The organism is Heliomarina baculiformis, assembly GCF_019966545.1.
GTDB lineage: Bacteria > Pseudomonadota > Alphaproteobacteria > Rhodobacterales > Rhodobacteraceae > Heliomarina > Heliomarina baculiformis.
In genome coordinates this window covers 410,434-429,101 of the sequence record NZ_JAIMIC010000003.1, presented here as the reverse complement: position 1 = coordinate 429,101, position 18,668 = coordinate 410,434, and the positions used below count along the sequence as shown (strand labels likewise).

The 18,668-nt window shown below is 60.5% G+C and carries 12 protein-coding genes; 4 read left to right on the top strand and 8 right to left on the bottom strand.

The annotated features are described in order from the left end of the window. Positions 1 to 58: 58 nt before the first annotated feature. A complete protein-coding gene (locus MF268_RS09075) occupies positions 59 to 325 on the bottom strand; it encodes a winged helix-turn-helix transcriptional regulator (protein WP_273544960.1) in 267 nt (88 codons plus the stop codon). Between the two features lie 145 nt (positions 326 to 470). Here MF268_RS09075 and MF268_RS09070 point away from each other — a divergent pair, with 145 nt between their 5' ends. Then, positions 471 to 1,358, top strand: coding sequence for a DMT family transporter (locus tag MF268_RS09070; protein ID WP_238370548.1), 888 nt, complete (start codon positions 471 to 473; stop codon positions 1,356 to 1,358). A 521-nt stretch (positions 1,359 to 1,879) separates the two neighbouring features. Then, entirely contained in the window at positions 1,880 to 2,218 is a 339-nt protein-coding gene (locus tag MF268_RS09065) for a sulfatase-like hydrolase/transferase (protein ID WP_238370547.1), read from the top strand. A 1,623-nt stretch (positions 2,219 to 3,841) separates the two neighbouring features. Here the strand turns inward: MF268_RS09065 and MF268_RS09060 are convergent. From MF268_RS09060 to MF268_RS09030, 7 genes are all read right to left on the bottom strand, one after another. Further along, positions 3,842 to 5,164 carry a UDP-glucose dehydrogenase family protein gene (locus MF268_RS09060; protein WP_238370546.1) on the bottom strand — a complete coding sequence of 441 codons (1,323 nt, stop codon included), beginning with the start codon at positions 5,162 to 5,164 and terminating at the stop codon, positions 3,842 to 3,844. A gap of 230 nt (positions 5,165 to 5,394) precedes the next feature. After that, positions 5,395 to 6,108 (bottom strand): hypothetical protein, encoded by a 714-nt coding sequence (locus MF268_RS09055; RefSeq protein ID WP_238370545.1) that lies wholly within the window; start codon positions 6,106 to 6,108, stop codon positions 5,395 to 5,397. Between the two features lie 245 nt (positions 6,109 to 6,353). Next, a complete protein-coding gene (locus MF268_RS09050; RefSeq protein ID WP_238370544.1) occupies positions 6,354 to 7,091 on the bottom strand; it encodes an SDR family oxidoreductase in 738 nt (245 codons plus the stop codon). Then, the gene (locus MF268_RS09045; RefSeq protein WP_238370543.1) at positions 7,088 to 8,413 is read right to left on the bottom strand and encodes an FAD-binding oxidoreductase; all 1,326 of its coding nucleotides are present in this window, start codon (positions 8,411 to 8,413) and stop codon (positions 7,088 to 7,090) included. The genes MF268_RS09050 and MF268_RS09045 overlap by 4 nt, the downstream gene beginning before the upstream one ends. Beyond that, positions 8,406 to 9,962 (bottom strand): hypothetical protein, encoded by a 1,557-nt coding sequence (locus MF268_RS09040; RefSeq protein ID WP_238370542.1) that lies wholly within the window; start codon positions 9,960 to 9,962, stop codon positions 8,406 to 8,408. Before MF268_RS09040 ends, MF268_RS09045 begins: the two co-directional genes overlap by 8 nt. Further along, positions 9,959 to 10,381 (bottom strand): GtrA family protein, encoded by a 423-nt coding sequence (locus tag MF268_RS09035; RefSeq protein ID WP_238370541.1) that lies wholly within the window; start codon positions 10,379 to 10,381, stop codon positions 9,959 to 9,961. Before MF268_RS09035 ends, MF268_RS09040 begins: the two co-directional genes overlap by 4 nt. Further along, positions 10,378 to 11,820: a UbiA family prenyltransferase gene (locus tag MF268_RS09030; RefSeq protein WP_238370540.1), complete on the bottom strand. Its 1,443-nt coding sequence runs from the start codon at positions 11,818 to 11,820 to the stop codon at positions 10,378 to 10,380. Before MF268_RS09030 ends, MF268_RS09035 begins: the two co-directional genes overlap by 4 nt. Positions 11,821 to 12,076: 256 nt before the next feature. On the opposite strand from MF268_RS09030, the gene MF268_RS09025 reads away from it, so the two are divergent. Next, positions 12,077 to 13,819: a hypothetical protein gene (locus tag MF268_RS09025; protein ID WP_238370539.1), complete on the top strand. Its 1,743-nt coding sequence runs from the start codon at positions 12,077 to 12,079 to the stop codon at positions 13,817 to 13,819. 563 nt (positions 13,820 to 14,382) lie between these two features. Beyond that, positions 14,383 to 18,222: a calcium-binding protein gene (locus tag MF268_RS09020; protein ID WP_238370538.1), complete on the top strand. Its 3,840-nt coding sequence runs from the start codon at positions 14,383 to 14,385 to the stop codon at positions 18,220 to 18,222. The last annotated feature ends 446 nt before the right edge of the window (positions 18,223 to 18,668 follow it).

Below are 18,668 nucleotides of genomic sequence, written 5' to 3'. Positions count from 1 at the left end.
GACGAATGACGGCTTCGCGCAGAGGTTCACCGATGCTGCGCGATGCCCGAATGTCGGCTTAGAGCGTTGGCACCCATTCCATCGCCCAGTCTCCGAGTGGTTCTAAATGCGCGAACAACTCCCGTCCGGTGGCGGTCAGTTCGTAACCGCCCTCACCGTTTTTTATCAGGCCAACCTCACGAAGCTCTTTCAGGCGGGTGTTCAAGACACTGGGGGATGCTAACCCGCACCGGGCTTGAAGATCTCGGAAAGTTCGCGGCTCGCTGGCGAGATTCCACAAGATGCCCATCGCCCAACGGCGGCTGAGAAGGTCAAACAGAACCATAATTGGTTGCCCGGTTGTGGACCCGCGGACTGGAACCCCGCCCTTCACGACTGATCTTCGGTTAATATCCGTCATATTTCTCTTGCTACTGTTTTGAAAGCGCTCTATCGCTACGTTTATCGTAGCAGTAGCTGTTGGTCACCTCATGCGCAAGCAAAACTCGCTCAATATAACTCTCTGGTTCTTACTCGCAGCAATGTGGAGTTCGTCCTATGCGGTAATAAAAATCGGAGTTTCCAACCTAGACCCTTCAGTCCTTGTTCTGGGGCGCCTGTTTGTTGGCAGCGTTGTCATCTATGCCGTATTGAAGCTCCGCAAAATGGTGCTCTCCAAGGACATACGAGACTGGGTTTCATACACAATTACAGGTCTGCTCGGCTCGGCGCTGCCTTTCTTGCTGATCACCTTTGGTGAGCAAACAGTCGACAGCGCTCTTGCCTCGATCCTGATAGGTGTCGCGCCAATGGCCACTTTGGTGCTTGCGGCGGCGATCGTCCCGGAGGAAACATTGACGCTTCGGACAACGCTTGGCGTCTTGGGAGGGTTATGCGGTGTAGTCATTCTCGTGGGGCCTACAGCGCTCGCCGGCATAGGCGAACACCTGATCGGGCAGCTTGCGATTGTTGGAGCGACCCTGTGCTACGCCGCTTCCACCGTATACATCCGCCGATTTGTCAAACGCCCTGCCTTGGAAATGGCCACCGGTTCCATGATTGTCGGAACTCTTTTCATGACCGGGTTCGTTATCCTTTCGGACGCAGACATAGGAGCAATTGAACCAACTATGGGTTCACTTGGCGCTATTCTATATCTTGGTCTGTTTTCAACGGCCTGCGCAAATCTGATTTATTTTTTTCTTGTGCCCCGGCTCGGCGCTACACGTATGTCTCAGGTAAACTTTGCCGTTCCGGTGGGTGGCGCACTCCTTGGCGTGTTACTGCTGAATGAGGCGATGACCATCCAACGTTTCGCAGCACTCGCGATCATCATCTCGTCTGTCTATCTCGGCACGACGAATGGCAGAAGAGGTTAGACAAAGGCTGGATGAACGGACATTCGAACCGATACTCTCAACGTCCGCTTTCTGCCGCAAAGCGTACAACCATTTGCAAGCAACAAATTAAGTTCTAGAAGCCGCATGCTCCGATAGGTTGCAACGGGACATACCTGCCGTTCGCATCTCCACCTCCGCGTCTGATTGGACTCAGAACGGAGCCCGCGTAACGCTTCATTGGTATCCTCCGACATACTGCCGAGAGTGGTTGGCGGGTTACCTTTTGAAAGAATAATTATTACTCGATACATGTATAGATTGTATTTTAACTTAGCGACAGAATTTGATTCAAAGATTGCGTAGGCAAGCATATGACCCAGCAATTTTATTTCAGTCGCGCGCTTAAAGGAGGTGCTGTCCTCCTGCTCATTGCGTCAGCAACGGCAGTATGGGCACAAGATGCACCGCGCGACGGCTCCATCTTGCCGTTGCCGCCTGCGCCTTTCGAAGGCGTTATCACGGAAACCTTCGAAGGCTCGACCTAGGATCACCCCTAGCCGGTGACGCCGCCCGAAGGATCACCCAACGTCCTTGTTATCCTGATTGACGACCTCGGCTATGGCCAGCCGGGTACGTTCGGGGAGCCAGTTCCTACCCCGGTTATGGATGCCCTTGCAGAAGATGGACTGCGTTTCACACCGTTTCACACCACTGCTATATGCTTACCGACACGCGCGGGTCATTTCGGTGATCCTGTCGGCCACGGGCGCGCCTATCGAATACAACCGTGGTCGATGGGTTTTCTCTGCCGTCGAACTGTTTTTCGGCGCGCGGCACGCATCGGCCGTAAACAGATCGGCTGGCTTTGGATCTTAGGCTGGCGGGCTTTCTCAACCTAAATACAAAATTTAAGCAATGACTTATAAGGAGCTTTCGAGGTTTAGAATTAAGCTTGGATGTCGCTTGAGTATGAGCAACGAGCGCGTTCCGATTTCTTAGAAATCCGTATTGTTCTGTTTGATCTGATCCCGAGCACCGCGGTGTCATTGCACCCTGAAACTGGGCTATTAATCTGGCCAAGGAAGCGAACCCGGGTCGCACTAAAACTCGTCCATTTTCATTGCGGTTCAACTTTTAAGCCCTCTACATCACCCCCCAAAATTTGCGGGAACCGCTTTCTCTCCAAACTGCCGCGCGCAAGGCTACGCCAAAACTTCGGGAGCGGTTTTCAGCAGCACGCGTTAGAATACTCCCATGATGAGAGGGCACAATTCAGGAAATGTGGCGGGGGGGCACGTCCGTCTTAACTACGAGGATGGCTTCACACGTGTCGCGTACCGCAGTACTTCCGCTACCTCCAAAGGGCGCCGTGCCAGATTTGTCTGCGATGAAGGAATTTCTGCCAGACCAATGGCAGAAATGGGAGGACCTCAAAAGGCAGCAACCCGATGCGCGCGGACGGCCCCGTACGACTCCCGGTGGTCGTCGTTGGCCCGAAGCAGAGCTTAGGCACATCTCCTCAATCAAAATGCGGCGGCAGGCAACCGCAAGAACAGCCAATAGCGCTTGAAACGATCTCAAGCGTGCTCTGTTCGACCGGCTCATGTCTGGCGATCTCATCGCATACGCGACGCCGGGGTCACCTGACAATCCTCATTTTCAGGTTCTTCGTTCGCTTTGGCAATAACTTCGGCTCGTTACCGTGCGCGATAGGTTGGTTGCAGGAATGCGAACGCGCGCAGGGTAGAGGCCAAAGTCATGAATCGTCATCATCGTTCACGGCTCTACCTACCAGTTGGTAGATAACTCGCCACAGCGCGCACGCTGGCGCAGGCTCATGGCTATTGTGGCCTGAATTTCAGGGACATGGCGGCGAAGGTCGGCACCAGGGCCCCAGCCTTGATCACTATTTCTCAGCAAGGCTGCTGTTGGCTCCGCCGTGGTCAGACGGAATTGCGAGAATCTGAAGGCGGCCCATGAGCCGGTTGCCCGGACCAATGATGTACCAGCGGCCTGCTTGCTTGCCTATTCGGGGATCTTTCGAAAAGGCTCTGGACGACGACAGTCGCATTTGTCTCGCAAGTTTTTTTTGTCAGCCCAGATCGATGATGTGCCGGACGAGCAGCGCGGGAAGATTCGCGCATTCGTCGACATCAACCTGACATGGCTTGCCTAGCATCTGTCCACGTCCGAGCCCGATGATGGGCCATGCGCCGCGCCAATGCCATTTAGGCGGCGGTGGCAGGAGCATAATTGACAGCGCGCTTCGGGCGGATTGCGCCGGTATGATGTGCTCCTAGCAACCTATCGGAACGCTGTTCTTTTCTCAGCCTGATCCAGTCCAATGCGAACTTTGTGACCGCGTGTCTGCGGTGAAACCCGCACAACGATGCCCCGCTGCGCTCCAGCGAATGCCCACGTATCTATTTTCGATAGGCACTCTCCGTTCCATTTCCTAATAGGACCAGATTTTTACCACATCCTGCATGATGAAATGCCCCGTCATTGGCGACACTCCCCCCTCACATCCCGCCAAACCCCTCGCGCCCGACGCTGTCATAGGCCACGAACCCGGCGTTGCGGGCATCCTCGGGTGTGTAGATGTTGCGCAGATCGCCGAGGCGGGGGTCGTTCATCGTCTTCGCCAGCGCCCTGAGGTCCAGCGCGCGGAACTCGTTCCATTCGGTCAGGATCACCAGCAGGTCGGCCTCTTTCGCCGCCTTGTAGGGGTCCTCGATCCAGGTCACGCCGGGCAGCAGCGCCTCGCCCTCGCGTTTGCCCTGCGGGTCGCAGACGCGCACGCGCGCGCCGCCGCCGACCAGGGCCGGCACGATGGTCAGGCTTGGCGCGTCGCGCATGTCGTCGGTGTTCGGCTTGAAGGTCACGCCCAGCACCGCCACGGTCTTGCCGTTGAAACTGCCGCCGCAGAGATCGCGCAGCTTGTCGATCATCCGCCGCTTGATGTCCTCGTTCACCTGGATCACCGTTTCGGTGATATGCATGGTCGCCGCGTAATCCTGCCCGATCCGCGCCAGCGCCTTGGTATCCTTGGGAAAACACGACCCGCCATAGCCCGGCCCCGCATGCAGGAACTTGTTGCCGATGCGGTTGTCGAGCCCCATGCCCTTGGCCACTTCCTTGACGTCCGCGCCGGTCTTTTCGCAGAGCGCGGCGATCTCGTTGATGAAGGTGATCTTGACCGCGAGAAAGGCATTGGCGGCGTATTTGATGGTTTCCGCCGATTCCAGATCGGTCGCGATGATCGAGAAATCGCGCAGGTAGAGCGGGCGGTAGATCTCGTTCATCACCTCGGCGGCGCGGTCGTTCTCAACCCCGACGACGACGCGGTCGGGCTTCATGAAATCGTCGATCGCCGCCCCTTCGCGCAGGAATTCCGGGTTCGAGGCCACGTCGAAATCGAGATCGGGATTGGCCTTTGCGATGACCTCCTTCACCTGCCGGTTGGTGCCCACCGGGACGGTCGATTTGGTCACCACGACCATGTAGTGATCGGCGGTGCGCGCGATCTCCTCGGCCGCGGCCATCACATAGGTCAGATCGGCATGGTTGTCGCCGCGCCGGGTCGGGGTGCCGACCGCGATGAACACCGCCTGCGCGCCTTCAAGCGCGGCGGCGAGATCGAGCGTGAAGGAGAGCCGCCCGGCCTCGACGTTCTTCGCCATCAAGGTATCAAGCCCCGGTTCGTAGATCGGCACGCGCCCCTGTTCGAGCATCTCGATCTTGCGCGGATCCTTGTCGACGCAGACCACCTCATGCCCGAAATCGGAAAAACACACGCCCGAGACAAGGCCGACATAGCCGGTGCCGATCATCGCAATCTTCATGAACAAATCTCCTGTGCCGGCGCGTCATAACCTGCGGAAACGCCCGGGTAAATCTCCTCCCCGAACTGTCGGCTCCGCGCGCCGAGGATGCAAGATGGTTGAGGAGGACGGGGGCGGGAAAAGAGCAGGGATCGAAACGCGCGCTCCCCTAGAAAAATGCCACGTCCGGTTCGAGACATTTCAGACAAGCCGGGGCCGAGCCGTTTCCGGCCCGGCCCGTCTGCAAAGGCTTACAGCCCCGGCAGCATGTCCAGCAGACCGCGCTGGCCAAAGGTCGCGCCACGCTCGGCGCCGAAATCCAGCCGGAAGCCGAGACCGACATAGGCCTCCGAGCCGTTCAGGCCGAATGCACTGATGTCGAGGCTGCCGACTTCGGCGTAGAAATTGCCATACTCGCCGGTGTTGTATTCCGCGCCGATGCTGAAACGCGTAAGATCCGTGCCAAGATCGTAATTCGCGCGATCCAGTCCGGCGTTCAATTTTACCCGGTCCGAGATGTCATACCCCAGATCGAATCCGAACATTGTCCCGTCGGCCCCGGCGTTGTCACCTGTCGACGCATAGACTTCTGCGGCGAAAGCCTCGGACACGTCGAAACCGGCTTCGATACCGATCTGGTCGGCGCTGCCATTGAAGATATCGTCCCGCGCGTAGAAGACGCCAAAGGAGGTCTCCCCGTTCAGGTGATAGATACCGTGCAGCGTGAAATTGGTACCTGTTTCGTCAACAAGGCCAAAGTTATAGCTGCCCAGATCCAGTTGCGCGGCCAGATTGCGATTGAATCCCACCTCTGCCTGACCCTTGATGGCGGTACGGTTGAGATCTGTCTGGTCGTTGAAGGCCGAATAGCCGATTTCCAGCGATCCGCCGGTCAGCTCCATCGCCTGCAGACCCGTTCCACACACCATCAGGGCGCAGATCGCGCCCATTGCCTGATAATTCATATGTCCTGCTCCATCACACGGCGTCAGTTTGCCTGACGCTCAGTGGCATCAGGCTTATCCGCTGCGAATCGAAAGGCAAATCCACAACCGCATGTAATCAGCCCCTGTTGCTGGCAAACCACCAGTGGGGTCACGTTGCTAAAATTAACATAACTTACATTATCAGCGTGACAGATGGCGCCACCCCGAAGGATGTCTCCCCTTCGAAAACAAAGCGTTATAAACTGGCCCGACAGCCGCCCGGGTCAGATCCGCAGCTTCTTGAAGATCGCCTCGGGGATCGAGGTGATGATCGCCATGATCAGCCACCAGATCTTTCGCACGTAGATGACGTTGCGCCCCTTGCTCAGCGCCTTCACGATCGCCTCGGCCACTTCTTCGGGTTCGGCGGTCAGGCGTGGCGGCAGGTCCATGCCCTCGGTCATGCGGGTGGCGACGAAACCGGGCAGCACCGTCAGCACATGCACGTTGCGCTTGGCGAACCGGTTGCGCAGCCCCGACAGAAAGGCGGTGAACCCGGCCTTGGCCGAGCCATAAACGTAATTCGTCGCCCGCCCCCGTAGCCCCGCGACGGAACTGATCCCGACGATCTGTCCCGACCCGCGCGCATCGAAACGGTTGGCCAGCAGCGCAAGGATCGTGGCCGGACCCTCGTAATTGCTGCGCATCACCTGCGCCGCCGCCGCCATGTCCTGTTCGTTCTCGACCTGCTCGCCCATCATCCCCACCGCGCAGATCGCGATCTCGGGCAGCGCTGGCAGGGTTTCGATGAAAGCCGGATGGCTGCCCGTGTCCAGCACGTCAAAGGCGTGCAGGCTCACCGGCACGCTGTGGCGCAGTTCCAGATCGGCCTTGAGCTTTTCCAGCGCCTCGGGACGGCGCGCGGCCAGTTGCAGCGGGTGGCCAAGGGCGGCATAGGACCGCGCCACCGCCTGCGCCATGTCGGAGGTCGCACCGAGGATCAGGACAGGGCCTTTGGTCATAGGGAGAGCCTTTCAGACTGTCGGGATTGAAACGGGGCCCGAAGGCCCTCGCTGTCACGGTAGGCGGCATAGTCGGCCGCGCGCGGATCGGAGCGATGCAGCGTCTCGGCGCTCATCTGGCTGTCCTTGGCAAGGTAGAACCGCCCGCCGTGATCCAGCGTGATCCGGTCGAGCTCTTCCATCAGCGCCAGCGTCTTGGCGTTCACCGGAAAATCCAGCGCCAGCGTATAGCCCAGCATCGGGAAGGAGAACGGGCTTTCCTGTTCGCCAAAGCGTTTGAGCACCGCGAGGAAAGATCCGGCCCCGGCTTCGGACGTCGCCTCGAGCAGGGCGCGCAGCCCCTCGGGCGAGCTCTCCAGCGGCAGGGCGCACTGGAACTGCATGAACCCCTTGCGCCCGTAGATCCTGTTCCAGCCGAGAATCGCGTCGAGCGGGTAGAAATAGGTGTCCCAGTCGACCAGCGACTCGCCGCTCTGACGGGCGCCCTTCCAGTAGTAAAGCGCGTTGAAGGCGCGCACCGTGTATTGGCTCAGCACCCCCTGCGGCAGATCGAAGGGCACGGTCTTCTTGTTCTTGCGCGGCGTCTCGAACGGGTAGCGGACCTTGTCCTCGCTCAGCTCTGCCGCCGTGGCATGTTCGCCCAGCATCAGAAGCGACCGGCCCAGCCTGTCGCCCTGGCTCAGACAGTCGATCCAGGCCACCGAATAGGTCGCCGCATCCGCCGCCTCAAAGGCCTCGAGCGCCGCGTCGAGATTTTCCAGCGGCTGCATGGTCTGGCGGATCCAGGCGCTTTCCACCGGGCGCAGCCGGATCGCGCAGCGCAGGATCACCCCGGTCAGCCCCATGCCACCGATGGTGCGGCGGAACAGCTCGTCATTGCTCCGGGGCGAGCAGCGCCGCAGGGTGCCATCCGGCCCGATCAGCTCGATCCAGTCGATGAAATTGCCGAAACTGCCGTCCTTGTGGTGGTTCTTGCCATGCACATCCGCCGCGATCATGCCGCCGAGGGTGACGAATTTCGTCCCCGGCGTGACTGCGGGAAACCAGCCGCGCGGCAGAAAGGCCGAGATCACATCGCCAAGAATGACCCCGGCCTCGGCCACCAGCACCCCGGTTTTCTCATCAAAAGACAGCATATGGTTGAAATAGCGCATCGACACAGTCTGCCGGGCCCCCACGGCACTGTCGCCATAGGCCCGCCCGTTGCCCCGCGCGATAGCGCGGCCCTCCGCCACGCGGGCGGTAATGGCCCCTTCGCTGCGCGGGGCCGCCAGTTGCGTCTTGTGTCTGGGGAACCGCCCCCAGCCCGAAAGCTCACTCATTACAGGGATATATCTCCAGACTGGGTCCGTTTGGCAAGGCATCTGAAAAAGCCTCGAGCGCGCTGCGCATCTCTGCCTCGCGGCCCGGGTCCAGCAGATAAAAGGCGACTTCTCCGCTGGCCGCGGCCACCTTGATCGTGTCGAGCTGGGCAATCCGGCACCATTCCGGCGGCACGCCCTCGAGGAACCAGATATCGTAGATCATCGCGTAGACGATGTCGTTGCGCTCGGTGATCTCGCGCATGAACTCCGCGTTGCGCCCGTTGCTGACCACGGCACGCCGGGCATCCTCCGACCCCAGCCCCCAGAGATCCAGCACATAAAGATCGTTGCGATAGGTCACCCAGCCCAGATCGTTGACCGCGACGCGTTCGGGAAAGAACTCGGTGGCGAAACGATGCATCTGGTACTGCTGTTCATAGATATTGCGCGAGGCAGCCGGCACCCGGAAGGTCAGCTCGACATATTCCATCGCCGCGATGGTGATCAGAAGGCAGGGGATGACCAGCACCCGCTGGGCGACTGTCCCGTTCAGAAAGAAATGCCCGTAATAGACCGCGATCCCAAGGCACAGCCCGGTGAGCGCATAGATCTCGTAACGCCCGAACCAGCCAAAATTGCCGAACGCCAGATGCGCCGCCAGCAGAGCGCAAAGCGCGATCGCCGGCACCGCGTAACGGGTTTTCAAAAAGCAGAACGGCAGCAGCAGGCTGCCCCCGACGGCGATCAGGGCGCCGGCCTTGCTGCTCAGGGCATAGCGCACCGCGAAATAGACATCGGCCAGCGCGCTCACCATCGACCGGTCATAGGCCGTGGAGGTCACCCGCGACTTCACCAGCACCGAACTTGGCAGCAGCGGCAGGCCCGTCCATTTCGCGAACAGCACGTAGCAGACCGTCAGCGCGAGCAGCAGCGCCCCGATCAGCAGCCCCGCCCGCCAGCGCGGGGTGAACAGCAGCGCCAGAATCGCGGCAACCGAGAAAGCGAACCCCTCAAACCGGATCAGCGGCCCCAGCAGGATCCCGATGCCAAGCCCGATCGACACTTTTCCCGTCTCGGCGTAATCGACCAGCCCGCACAGGATCAGCACGACGGCCAGCACATGCAGCGGATGCTCCATCCCGGTCAGCGGCAGCACGAAAGCGTTGAGCGCCAGCAGGAAGAGCGGCGGCATCACCACGAAAAGCACCCCTGCCCCGGGACGTGTTCCGATACAGGTCCGGAACAGCAGCGGCGCCAGCAGCAGGATCGACAACACGGTCGCGCCGAGCCCCAGCAAAAGCGGCCCCCACTCGCCAAAACCCAGAAGCAGGGTCAGGCTCAGCAGGAACGGGTAAAGAATAGAGGAGGAAGGCGAGGAGACTTCCGGAAAATTGACCCCGTACCCGCCCCTCAGGATATTCTCGGCCACGGCGAGATGGATATAGGGATCGTCCAGCACATAGATCAGCCGCCCGCCGGTCTCCTGCATCGAGACCAGCACAAGAACAAGGGACAGCACAAGAAAGAGCAGCACGAAATAGGCGGTAAAGGACCGTGCCGACATCATGATGCCGCCTCGCGCGCCGGGGGCGAGAACACGAACCGCCGGTCGAGGTTGTATTTCACCACATAGCCCACGGCGAGCCCCAGCACCGCGCCGAGCTCGCGCATCGCATCGGTGTGCCAGATCAGCCAGAACGCGGTCTCGGTGCCCCAGAAGATCGCCGTCGTGACCAGCCCCATGATGGTATAGAGCGTGAACTTGCGGCTATGGGCCTGCAGCCCGGTCGAGACGTCGGCAAAGATCCAGCGCTTGTCCAACAGGTATTTGATCACCAGCCCGACCAGCGTGCCCATGAACACCGCCAGCGCGAAACCGACCGCGCTCTCGTCCCAGGCCAGGACAAGACGCTGGGTGCCGAGATTGGCGATGGTCGCGATCACTGCAAAGGCCGCATAGCGGAAAACCAGCGTGCCAAGACTCACAATACCGCCCCCGCAAAGGCAAAACCCGCCATCAGCAGGGCACAGACCTGGCTGTTGCGGTCGCGCGCCGCAAAGACCACCGGATCGTCATGCATGTGACCGCGATGGGTCAGCATCACGATCCGCGAAATCCAGTAGAGCAGCACGCAGCAGATCCCGCTCAGCACCATCGGCGAGGAATAGAGGATCACCACGTCCTCGGAGGTGATGAACAGTGTCATCACCAGCACCGAAACGAACCCGGCCCCGATCGCCATCATCGAGATGACCGGCAGGTCCTCCACGTGATAGCCCCGCCCCGACGCCTTGAGCTTGCCGCGGGCAAGGTTGTCGATCAGCTCGGCCTGCCGCTTGATCGCGGCGAGCGAGAAAAAGAAGAAGATCGAGAAGGCCAGCAGCCAGATCGACAGCATGATTCCCGTGGCCGCGGCCCCGGCGATGATCCGCATCGTGTACAGCCCGGCAAGGGTGCAGATATCGATCACCACCCGCCGCTTGAGCGTCAGCGAATAGGCCGTGGTGATGACGTAATAGGCCAGCAGGGCGACAAAGAACGCCGGCCCGAGGAACAGCGCGATCACCGCGCCGATGGCGATCAGCCCGATGAACAGGAAACTGCCATGGGCGATCGGGATCGCCCCCGCCGCCAGCGGCCGGTTGCATTTGCGCGGATGCGCCCTGTCGGCCTTGAGGTCGAGCAGATCGTTGACGAGATAGACGCTCGAGGCGATCAGCGAAAAGGCGATGAAGGCGACAAGGCTCTGCCAGAAGGTCGCCAGCGTGAACTGGTGCGCGGCCAGCATCGGCAGAAAGATCAGCACGTTCTTGAGCCACTGGTGCGGGCGCAGCGCCTTGATATAGGCGGCGCTCGGGTTGCCCGTTGTATTCAGGTGTTCGGTCTCGGGGCCCATTTTGTCGACCTGCCCCCGCAGGCTGTTCGGCACATTGACCGTGACGATGCGCCCCGCGTCTTTCCAGACCGGAATATCGGCATTGGCATCGCCCATATAGGCATAGCCCCCTGCCCCGAAACGCTGCTTGAGAAACGCGGCCTTGGCCGGCCCCTTGAGATTGCGCTCTCCGTCCGAGCCATGCACCTCGTCGAAAATGCCGAGATGTCCGGCGATCCGTTCGCCAAGGCCCTGATCGCTGGCCGTCACCAGCGCCGCACGCCCTCCCCTGTCGCGCCATGCCCTGATGTACTCGATCACGGCCGCATCGTAAGGCAGGGTGCTCACATCGATGTCCGCCGCCCCGGCCAGCCGCCGCTTGAGCGCGCTGCGGCCCCCCGACAATGCCCCCATGGCGCGAAACGGTGTTGTCCAATCTTTACTGAAAGCCGACCAGAAGCTCTCGTAGAGCATGTCGGAACGCAGCAGAGTGCCATCGAGATCCACGGCAAGGACGGGCGCCGCGATTTCCCCTTGTTCTCTGTTCATAATTGATTGCTTTCGTTATAAAACTAAAATCTTTCAAAACGTAAATCACTACTTTGAATTGAATATGCAGATCCGGTAACCGGCAAGAAATTTTCCGGACAACCGCCCCAATTTTCGACGGAACTTGGCCTGCAGGCGAAAATACTCCGATATTTTGACAAAATATTCAGCCCCGACACTCGGCAAACGCCTCCTGACATGTATTCATTCCGTGAAACCGGCCCCCGGGCCGCCTCCACGGTCCAGAATCCAAGCCATGTTCACATCCAAACTCTCCCCTGTCTGGCTCTTTGCGCTTCTCGTTCTGCTGGGGCTGGGCCTTGCCGCCCTGGTGCTGCCGGCAGAGCTGCTCACGCGCATGTCCCATCTCGAAGGCGCGGTCGCCGACCGGTTCTGGGTGATGCGCGGCTTTGGCCTGGGGCTCTTCGCCCTCGCGCTGGCCATGGTTCTCGACCGCAGGGCCGGTCCCGCCGGACCCGCCGCCGGTGGCCTTGTCGTCCTGTCGCTGCTGCTGGGGACGACCTTCCTGATGTTCTGCCAGCAGATGAGCGGCTGGTGGATCGACGATTCTGGCATCACTTTCTCCTATAGCCGCTCGCTTGCGGAAACCGGCCGCGTCACCTTCCGTCACGACGCCGCCCCGACCGAAGGCTATTCCAGCTCGCTCTGGATGCTGACCCTCGCGCTGGTCCACTTTCTGGGCGGGGACATCCCGCTTGCCGCCAAGGCGCTCGGCACCGCCTTTGGCGCCCTGCTTCTTCTGACCTGCCTCGTCCTCGTCTGGCGGCAGACCCGCAGCGCCCTTGCGGTCGCCCTGACCGGTATTGCCGTTTCCACGAGCCCCTTCGTCGTCTGGTCCTCCTCGGGACAGGAACATGCGCTGCAGGCCCTGTTGCTGACCCTGACGGTGCTTGCCGCTGCTACGCTGCAGTCATGGCGCCCCGTCGTGGCCCTTCTCTTGTCGCTGCTGGTCCTCACCCGCCCGGAAACGCCGATCATCGTCATCGCCGTATTCGCGGGCGCGCTCTGGCGCTCGCGGGTGCGGACCGGTTTGTTTGAGCTGCCCGCCAACCTGGTGCTGGCCGCCCTGCCCTTTGCCGCCTTCGTGGCGTTGATGACATGGCGGATGCTCTATTTCGGCGACCCGATGCCCAACCCCTATTACGCCAAGGCCTCCGCCAGCAGCGTCTCGGGACTATTCAACCCCTTTGGCGGCGGCTGGCAATACGTACTTGCGGGACTGCGCGATTCCGGCCTGATCCTGCTGCTGCCGCTCGCCTTTCTCGCCGCCCCGCAAGGTGATCGGCCCGACCGCATGGTGCTTCTCACGGTGCTTGCCGGTCATATGTTCTTCGTGATCTGGGCCAAGGGCGACTGGATGGGCGAATACCGCTTCCTGATGCCCGCGACCGGGCTGTTCGTTCTGGCCGCGACCCTGTCCCTGCCGGGAACGAAACGCTTTCCCAGCCGGCAGGGCCTCTGCGCCGTGGTCTCTGTCATCCTGCTCACCTCGACCGTCATCCAGCTCGACCGGTTCCGGGCCCATCCCACCACCCCGCTGGCCGTGGTCTCCGAGATCGGCTGGAATTTCGCCCGCCTCTCGCGCCAGCTCGACATCGAATCCCCGGTGCTTGCCCATCACGACGCCGGCGGCATCAGCTATGACCGGAGCATCGGGCTGGTGGATCTCGGCGGGCTGGTGGATCGCAACATCGCCAAGCACATGCAGGACAGGGCCTTTCTCGAAACCTATATCTTCGAAGAGAAGAAACCCGACTATATCTTCGGCGCGATCAATTTCGCCGCCGCCTCGGGGTTTACCGACGCGCCCGCCTTTGAACGCGATTACGTGCCCCTCTCCTTTCCGGACCTGCCGATCATGGAGAGCAGCCTTTCGCATATCCGCCGCGACCGCATCCGCGAGGCCCCGGGGATTCGCCTCGAACGCGACACCGACGGCCGCGTGACAAAGGTCATCGTCGAACAGCTCGGCACCTGAAGCCCGGGATGCGCGGCACCGCCGCCCCACGGGTCGTGACCCGGGACGCCGCCCGATAACCAGGCACCCGTGACGGGGGCCTCAAGCGCGGCACCGCACGATTCCCGCCCGGAAATCACCACTTTTGCCGATGGATCGGCGGGGCGTAGCCAAGAACAGGCAAGAAAACGACCACTGCCCAAAAAACAGAATACCCCGATCGGTCCCGATCGGCGGTGGCACGCTGCCCGTCCAGCATTTTTTCGCCGCTCAAAAAATTTATCAAGCAGCTGATTTTCAAATGCTTTAGCCCCGACGCCACCGAATTTGGGCAGGAATAAGAACACCGTGCCGATTTACGCCACATCGAAACATAATCCTGCCCGACGCAGCGCCAAAAATCACCACAGAGCATGGATAGCAAAGATTCCGGGGTACGGGACATGTCTGCACGTCAGACCAGCAGTAACGAGGTCACAAAATTTCTTTTCTTCGGGTAATCGACGATGCAGTCTGCGCGGATGATGTCATTCTCCGCTCCACGCAAAAAGAAACAAGCGCCCTTCAGCAGGGGCGGATTTAAGATGGCGATCGCGTTCTCAGGAGCCCTGTCCGCCGCCGTCCTCGCCGATCCGCTAGGCAACACCAGCGCCGAGGCGCAGAAAGTCTCTTCCGGCAGCACCGCCGCCGAAAGTCAGGCCATTTCGATCGGTGACCCGATCGAAAGCTCCGCGATCGAAGGACGGGTCACCACCCTGACCATCGACGAAGACGACATCGCCAGCATCGAGGTGCTCACCAAGGGCGAGCATGGCAATGTCACCGTCAATCCGGACAATACGCTGGCCCTGGTGCTGACCAAGTCCGGGTCGGATGCGGATATCAACTTTGACATCCGGGTCACCTATGCAAACGGCGAGATCGAGGACCGCACGGTCAACGTGGATGTCACCGAAGGCGAACAGGGTGCGGGCTGGGGCGTCGGCAACTATTACAAGCTGGAAACCGACGTAAACGACCGGACGGTCGTCGAACATGGCGATAACCATCGCAAGGTACATGTCTCGGGCTCGGAAGACGCGCTGACGCTGCAGGACATCGCCGATATCGAGGGCGTGGCGCTCTGGAAGGTCAACAGCGCCTTTCTGATCGAACACGAGGAATACGGCTCGTCGCCGGAGATGGCACTGGCGGTGGATGCCGCCAAGACCCTGTGGACCGGGCTGCTCAACGAGGAAGGCGGATCGTCCGACTGGCTGCTTTTCGAACGCGGCTATGAATATGACGATCTCAGCCATTCGATCCTGATCAACAATGCCAACGGGGAATCCGAACTCAATCCTCTCTATGTAGGGGCCTATGGTGAAGGCGACCGTCCGGTCATCAACTCGGTGCTCGTTTCCTTCAAGAGCGGCAGCGACAATGTCGTCATCCAGGATCTGCATTTCACCGGCGGCGCCCTGCTCTACGCGGGCAACAACCTGCTGTTCGAGAATGTCGAGTTCACCAAGAAGGACATGATCGTCCAAGGCATCGGCACGACGATGAGCGGGATCACCCTGCGCAATTCCAGCATCTATGACGTGCATCTGGAAGAGCCGAACGACGGGCGCGAGGACTGGGCCGCGATCCCGGACCGGATCGCGGGCATATACGTGTCCAGCACCAAGGATGCCCTGATCGAAAACACCTTTTTCGATCATGCCGGATGGGTCGATGGCTATGAGACCAATGGCGAACAGCCGCCCAGCATGGCCAGCCACAACATCTACATCCAGACGAACAACAATGGCATCAACCTACGCGACAACATCATCATGCGGGGCGCCGGGAATGATGCCCAGATCCGCTCGGGCGGGTATATCGAAGACAACCTGTTCCTGGACAGCAACGCCGGCGTCATGTTCGCCGGTGGCGGGGTAAACAGCGAAACCGGCCTCGAACAGGCCGGGAACTACACCCTGTTCAGCAACAACGTGCTGACCTCCGGCGCCCACCGCGTCGCCGAGGGCCAATCGGCCGCCGTGACCCTCGGGGTCAACAACCTCGGCTATATGGCGACGCTTGTGAACAACATCGTAACGCATCTGGCCAACCCGAATGACCCCGACGAGCTGGCCGCCAAGACGATCACCCATACCGCGCTGGCCCATGGCCGGGACGATCCCTATTACAACGACACGATCGTCTATAACTGGGCCGGCGGCACCCGCGATCCCGATTTCCAGAACCAGAACACCGACGGTCTGGATTTCGCCGCGCTGAACGAGACGACGATCCAGAACTTCACCGCCCAGCTTCTGGGCACGAAAACCGCGAGCATTGCCGATCTGGCCAACTTCCTGCGCAGCCAGGTACAGGGCGAGCTGGACACTGTCGTGGATGCCGACCTGATAAACGCCTTCTTCCAGACCGCTTTCGGCCTGTCCACCGAACTGCGCAGCGAGGCTGTCACCCTGCGTTTCGTCCCGGACGAACTGGGCGATGGGGTGCGTTGGGACAACCGGCTGAACTGGGATACCGAAGACCTCCCCGGCACGCAGGACGGCGATTCCGTCGATCTGGCCGGCAACTGGGTGAATTTCGGCGGCACAACCGTGCTCGAAAATCTGGCCTTCGGGGCCGACGGGCGCCTCAGCGTCAAGAGCGGCCGCCTCGAGTTGACCGGCGAACTCCAGGTCGAGAAGGAAGGCGGCGAACTCAGCATCGATTCCGCCGGCCAGGTATGGATCAACGGCTATACTGACACCGACCGCCTGAGCATCAATGCCGATGGCGGCCGTTTCGCCAATACTGGGATCTTCACCGGCAGCGCCGATCTCAGGGTGACGGACAACGCACAGGTCATCCTCGCCTCGGACGACGCGGCCTACGTGCTGGGCGACAGGAACAAGATCGTCGTCACCGGCGGCGATTCCAAGGTCGGCTTTGACGGCGACAAAGGCGATACGGCGGTCTTCCTCCTCTCCGAAGACTCCAAGCTCAAGTTCAAGTCGGAAAACGGCGAGATCGGCACCATCTCGGAATTCCACTCGGGCCGGTTCGACGAAGACGGAAACGGCGTACGGTCCGGGGTCAACCTCGGCGATGCGACCCTGATCGTGGACGTATCGGCGATCTCGGCTCTGGGACAGGCGAAATACGATCTTATCCGAGTGGATGAGCTGATCGGGAAATTCGGTGCCGTCGAGATCACCGGACTTGCCAGCGATCAGAACGTCAAGATCCTGATCGACTACGATACCGACAAGGTCACCCTGCTGCTTGGCGCGGTGGGCTCCGGCAGCGGCGTCCTGACCGAACAGACCATCGGCGACGAAAACAGCGCCCAGTCGGATGCGGGCCTGTTCGAAGCGCTGACCACCGACTACCTGAAGGTGGTCGAAGTCACCGAGCCGGAAGAACCGGAAACGCCCGAGGTCCCCGAACCGACAGCTCCGGAGGTAGACGAGCCGGAAGCGCCCGAGGACGTCACCGAGGTCACGGACCCCGAAGAACCGGAAGACGTCACCGAGGTGACCGACCCCGAAGAACCGGAAGACATCACCGAGGTGACCGACCCCGAAGAGCCCGAGACCCCGGGTCCCGGCCCTGCCCCGGGCCCCGGCAATTCGGCCCGCGCGGTTCTTGAAATCGGCCAGCTTCTGGATGGCACCGGCTATCGCAAGGTCAAGGTCGGCGGTCCGGATGGCGACGACACCAAGGGCGTCAAGATCAAGGCAATCAACTCGGACTCCGCCCTCGCCGGTGAGCTTGGCCTGGATGACGATCACGGCAACCCGTCCTACCGCGTCGAAGCCCGTCAGGGCGCGAACGACCAGATGGCAAAAAGCCTCGCCGATATCGCGCTCTCCGATACCAGCGGCCTGAGCCGCTCGGCGCTCAATGGCGACGTCGTGGACCGGGTGCTGAAAAGCAGTGCCATCGTGACCAATGTCAACAAGATCATTGCCACCGAAGGCGACGATGTCTTTGTCGGGGTCGGCGGTAACGAAACCGTCAAGGCGGGTGCCGGGAATGACGTCATGCGCGGCAAGGCCGGCAATGACAAACTCTATGGCAATGCAGACAACGACATCCTGCGAGGTCACAAGGGTGTAGACCTGCTGTTCGGCGGCCATGGCGATGACATTCTTTATGGCGGCAAGGGCAATGACACCCTGACCGGTGGCCGAGGCGACGACGAGCTCAGCGGACGCAAAGGTCAGGATACTTTCGTCTTTGGCCGCGATCACGGCGACGATACGATCACCGATTTCAACATCGGCCGCGACGTGATCGAATTCAGCTTCAAGAGCGCATCGATGAACCGGATGAGCATCGAGGCCTCGGGCGATGACACCCTCGTCACTACCGGCCACGGTACCATCACCCTGCTCGACGTCGACTTTGCTGAACTGAACGCCACCAGCTTCCTTTTCTGATCCCCACCCTGCCCGGCATCGCCGGGCGGGGTCCCCCAGAGCGGACCATACTCACGGCGTCGGCTCTTTGTACTCTCCCCCAGCACAATACATCTTCACATCTTCGATTTCCGACAGGCATGATGACACATTTCGTTTGGCGGGCACGTTCTACCGGATATATCGCCTTCATGCCTGCATAAAATCTCGCCAGAAATATGCTCTCCCGAGACCTTTCAGCGCTTCATACGAACCTTGAGCCTTTCGAAACGTCTGCATACAGTCACAGGAGAAGACAACGGCTCAACAGGCAGTAAGGAACCCCATCTAGGGAGCCTCACGCCGCCATTGAGACGTCATTGAGATCGTTTTCACACTCCGTATAGCGCCACTAAATCCTCGCCCCTTGTGGCGGGAAAAATAGTGCATTTTTACATAAATACTATTTTACAAACTTACATTAATAC

What these genes read in the sequence shown, in the direction of transcription:
- MF268_RS09030 (WP_238370540.1), bottom strand. Translation starts at nt 11,820, where the DNA reads ATGAACAGAGAACAAGGGGAAATCGCGGCGCCCGTCCTTGCCGTGGAT.
- MF268_RS09060 (WP_238370546.1), bottom strand. Translation starts at nt 5,164, where the DNA reads ATGAAGATTGCGATGATCGGCACCGGCTATGTCGGCCTTGTCTCGGGC.
- MF268_RS09050 (WP_238370544.1), bottom strand. Translation starts at nt 7,091, where the DNA reads ATGACCAAAGGCCCTGTCCTGATCCTCGGTGCGACCTCCGACATGGCG.
- MF268_RS09045 (WP_238370543.1), bottom strand. Translation starts at nt 8,413, where the DNA reads ATGAGTGAGCTTTCGGGCTGGGGGCGGTTCCCCAGACACAAGACGCAA.
- MF268_RS09055 (WP_238370545.1), bottom strand. Translation starts at nt 6,108, where the DNA reads ATGAATTATCAGGCAATGGGCGCGATCTGCGCCCTGATGGTGTGTGGA.
- MF268_RS09070 (WP_238370548.1), top strand. Translation starts at nt 471, where the DNA reads ATGCGCAAGCAAAACTCGCTCAATATAACTCTCTGGTTCTTACTCGCA.
- MF268_RS09075 (WP_273544960.1), bottom strand. Translation starts at nt 325, where the DNA reads ATGGTTCTGTTTGACCTTCTCAGCCGCCGTTGGGCGATGGGCATCTTG.
- MF268_RS09040 (WP_238370542.1), bottom strand. Translation starts at nt 9,962, where the DNA reads ATGATGTCGGCACGGTCCTTTACCGCCTATTTCGTGCTGCTCTTTCTT.
- MF268_RS09025 (WP_238370539.1), top strand. Translation starts at nt 12,077, where the DNA reads ATGTTCACATCCAAACTCTCCCCTGTCTGGCTCTTTGCGCTTCTCGTT.
- MF268_RS09020 (WP_238370538.1), top strand. Translation starts at nt 14,383, where the DNA reads ATGGCGATCGCGTTCTCAGGAGCCCTGTCCGCCGCCGTCCTCGCCGAT.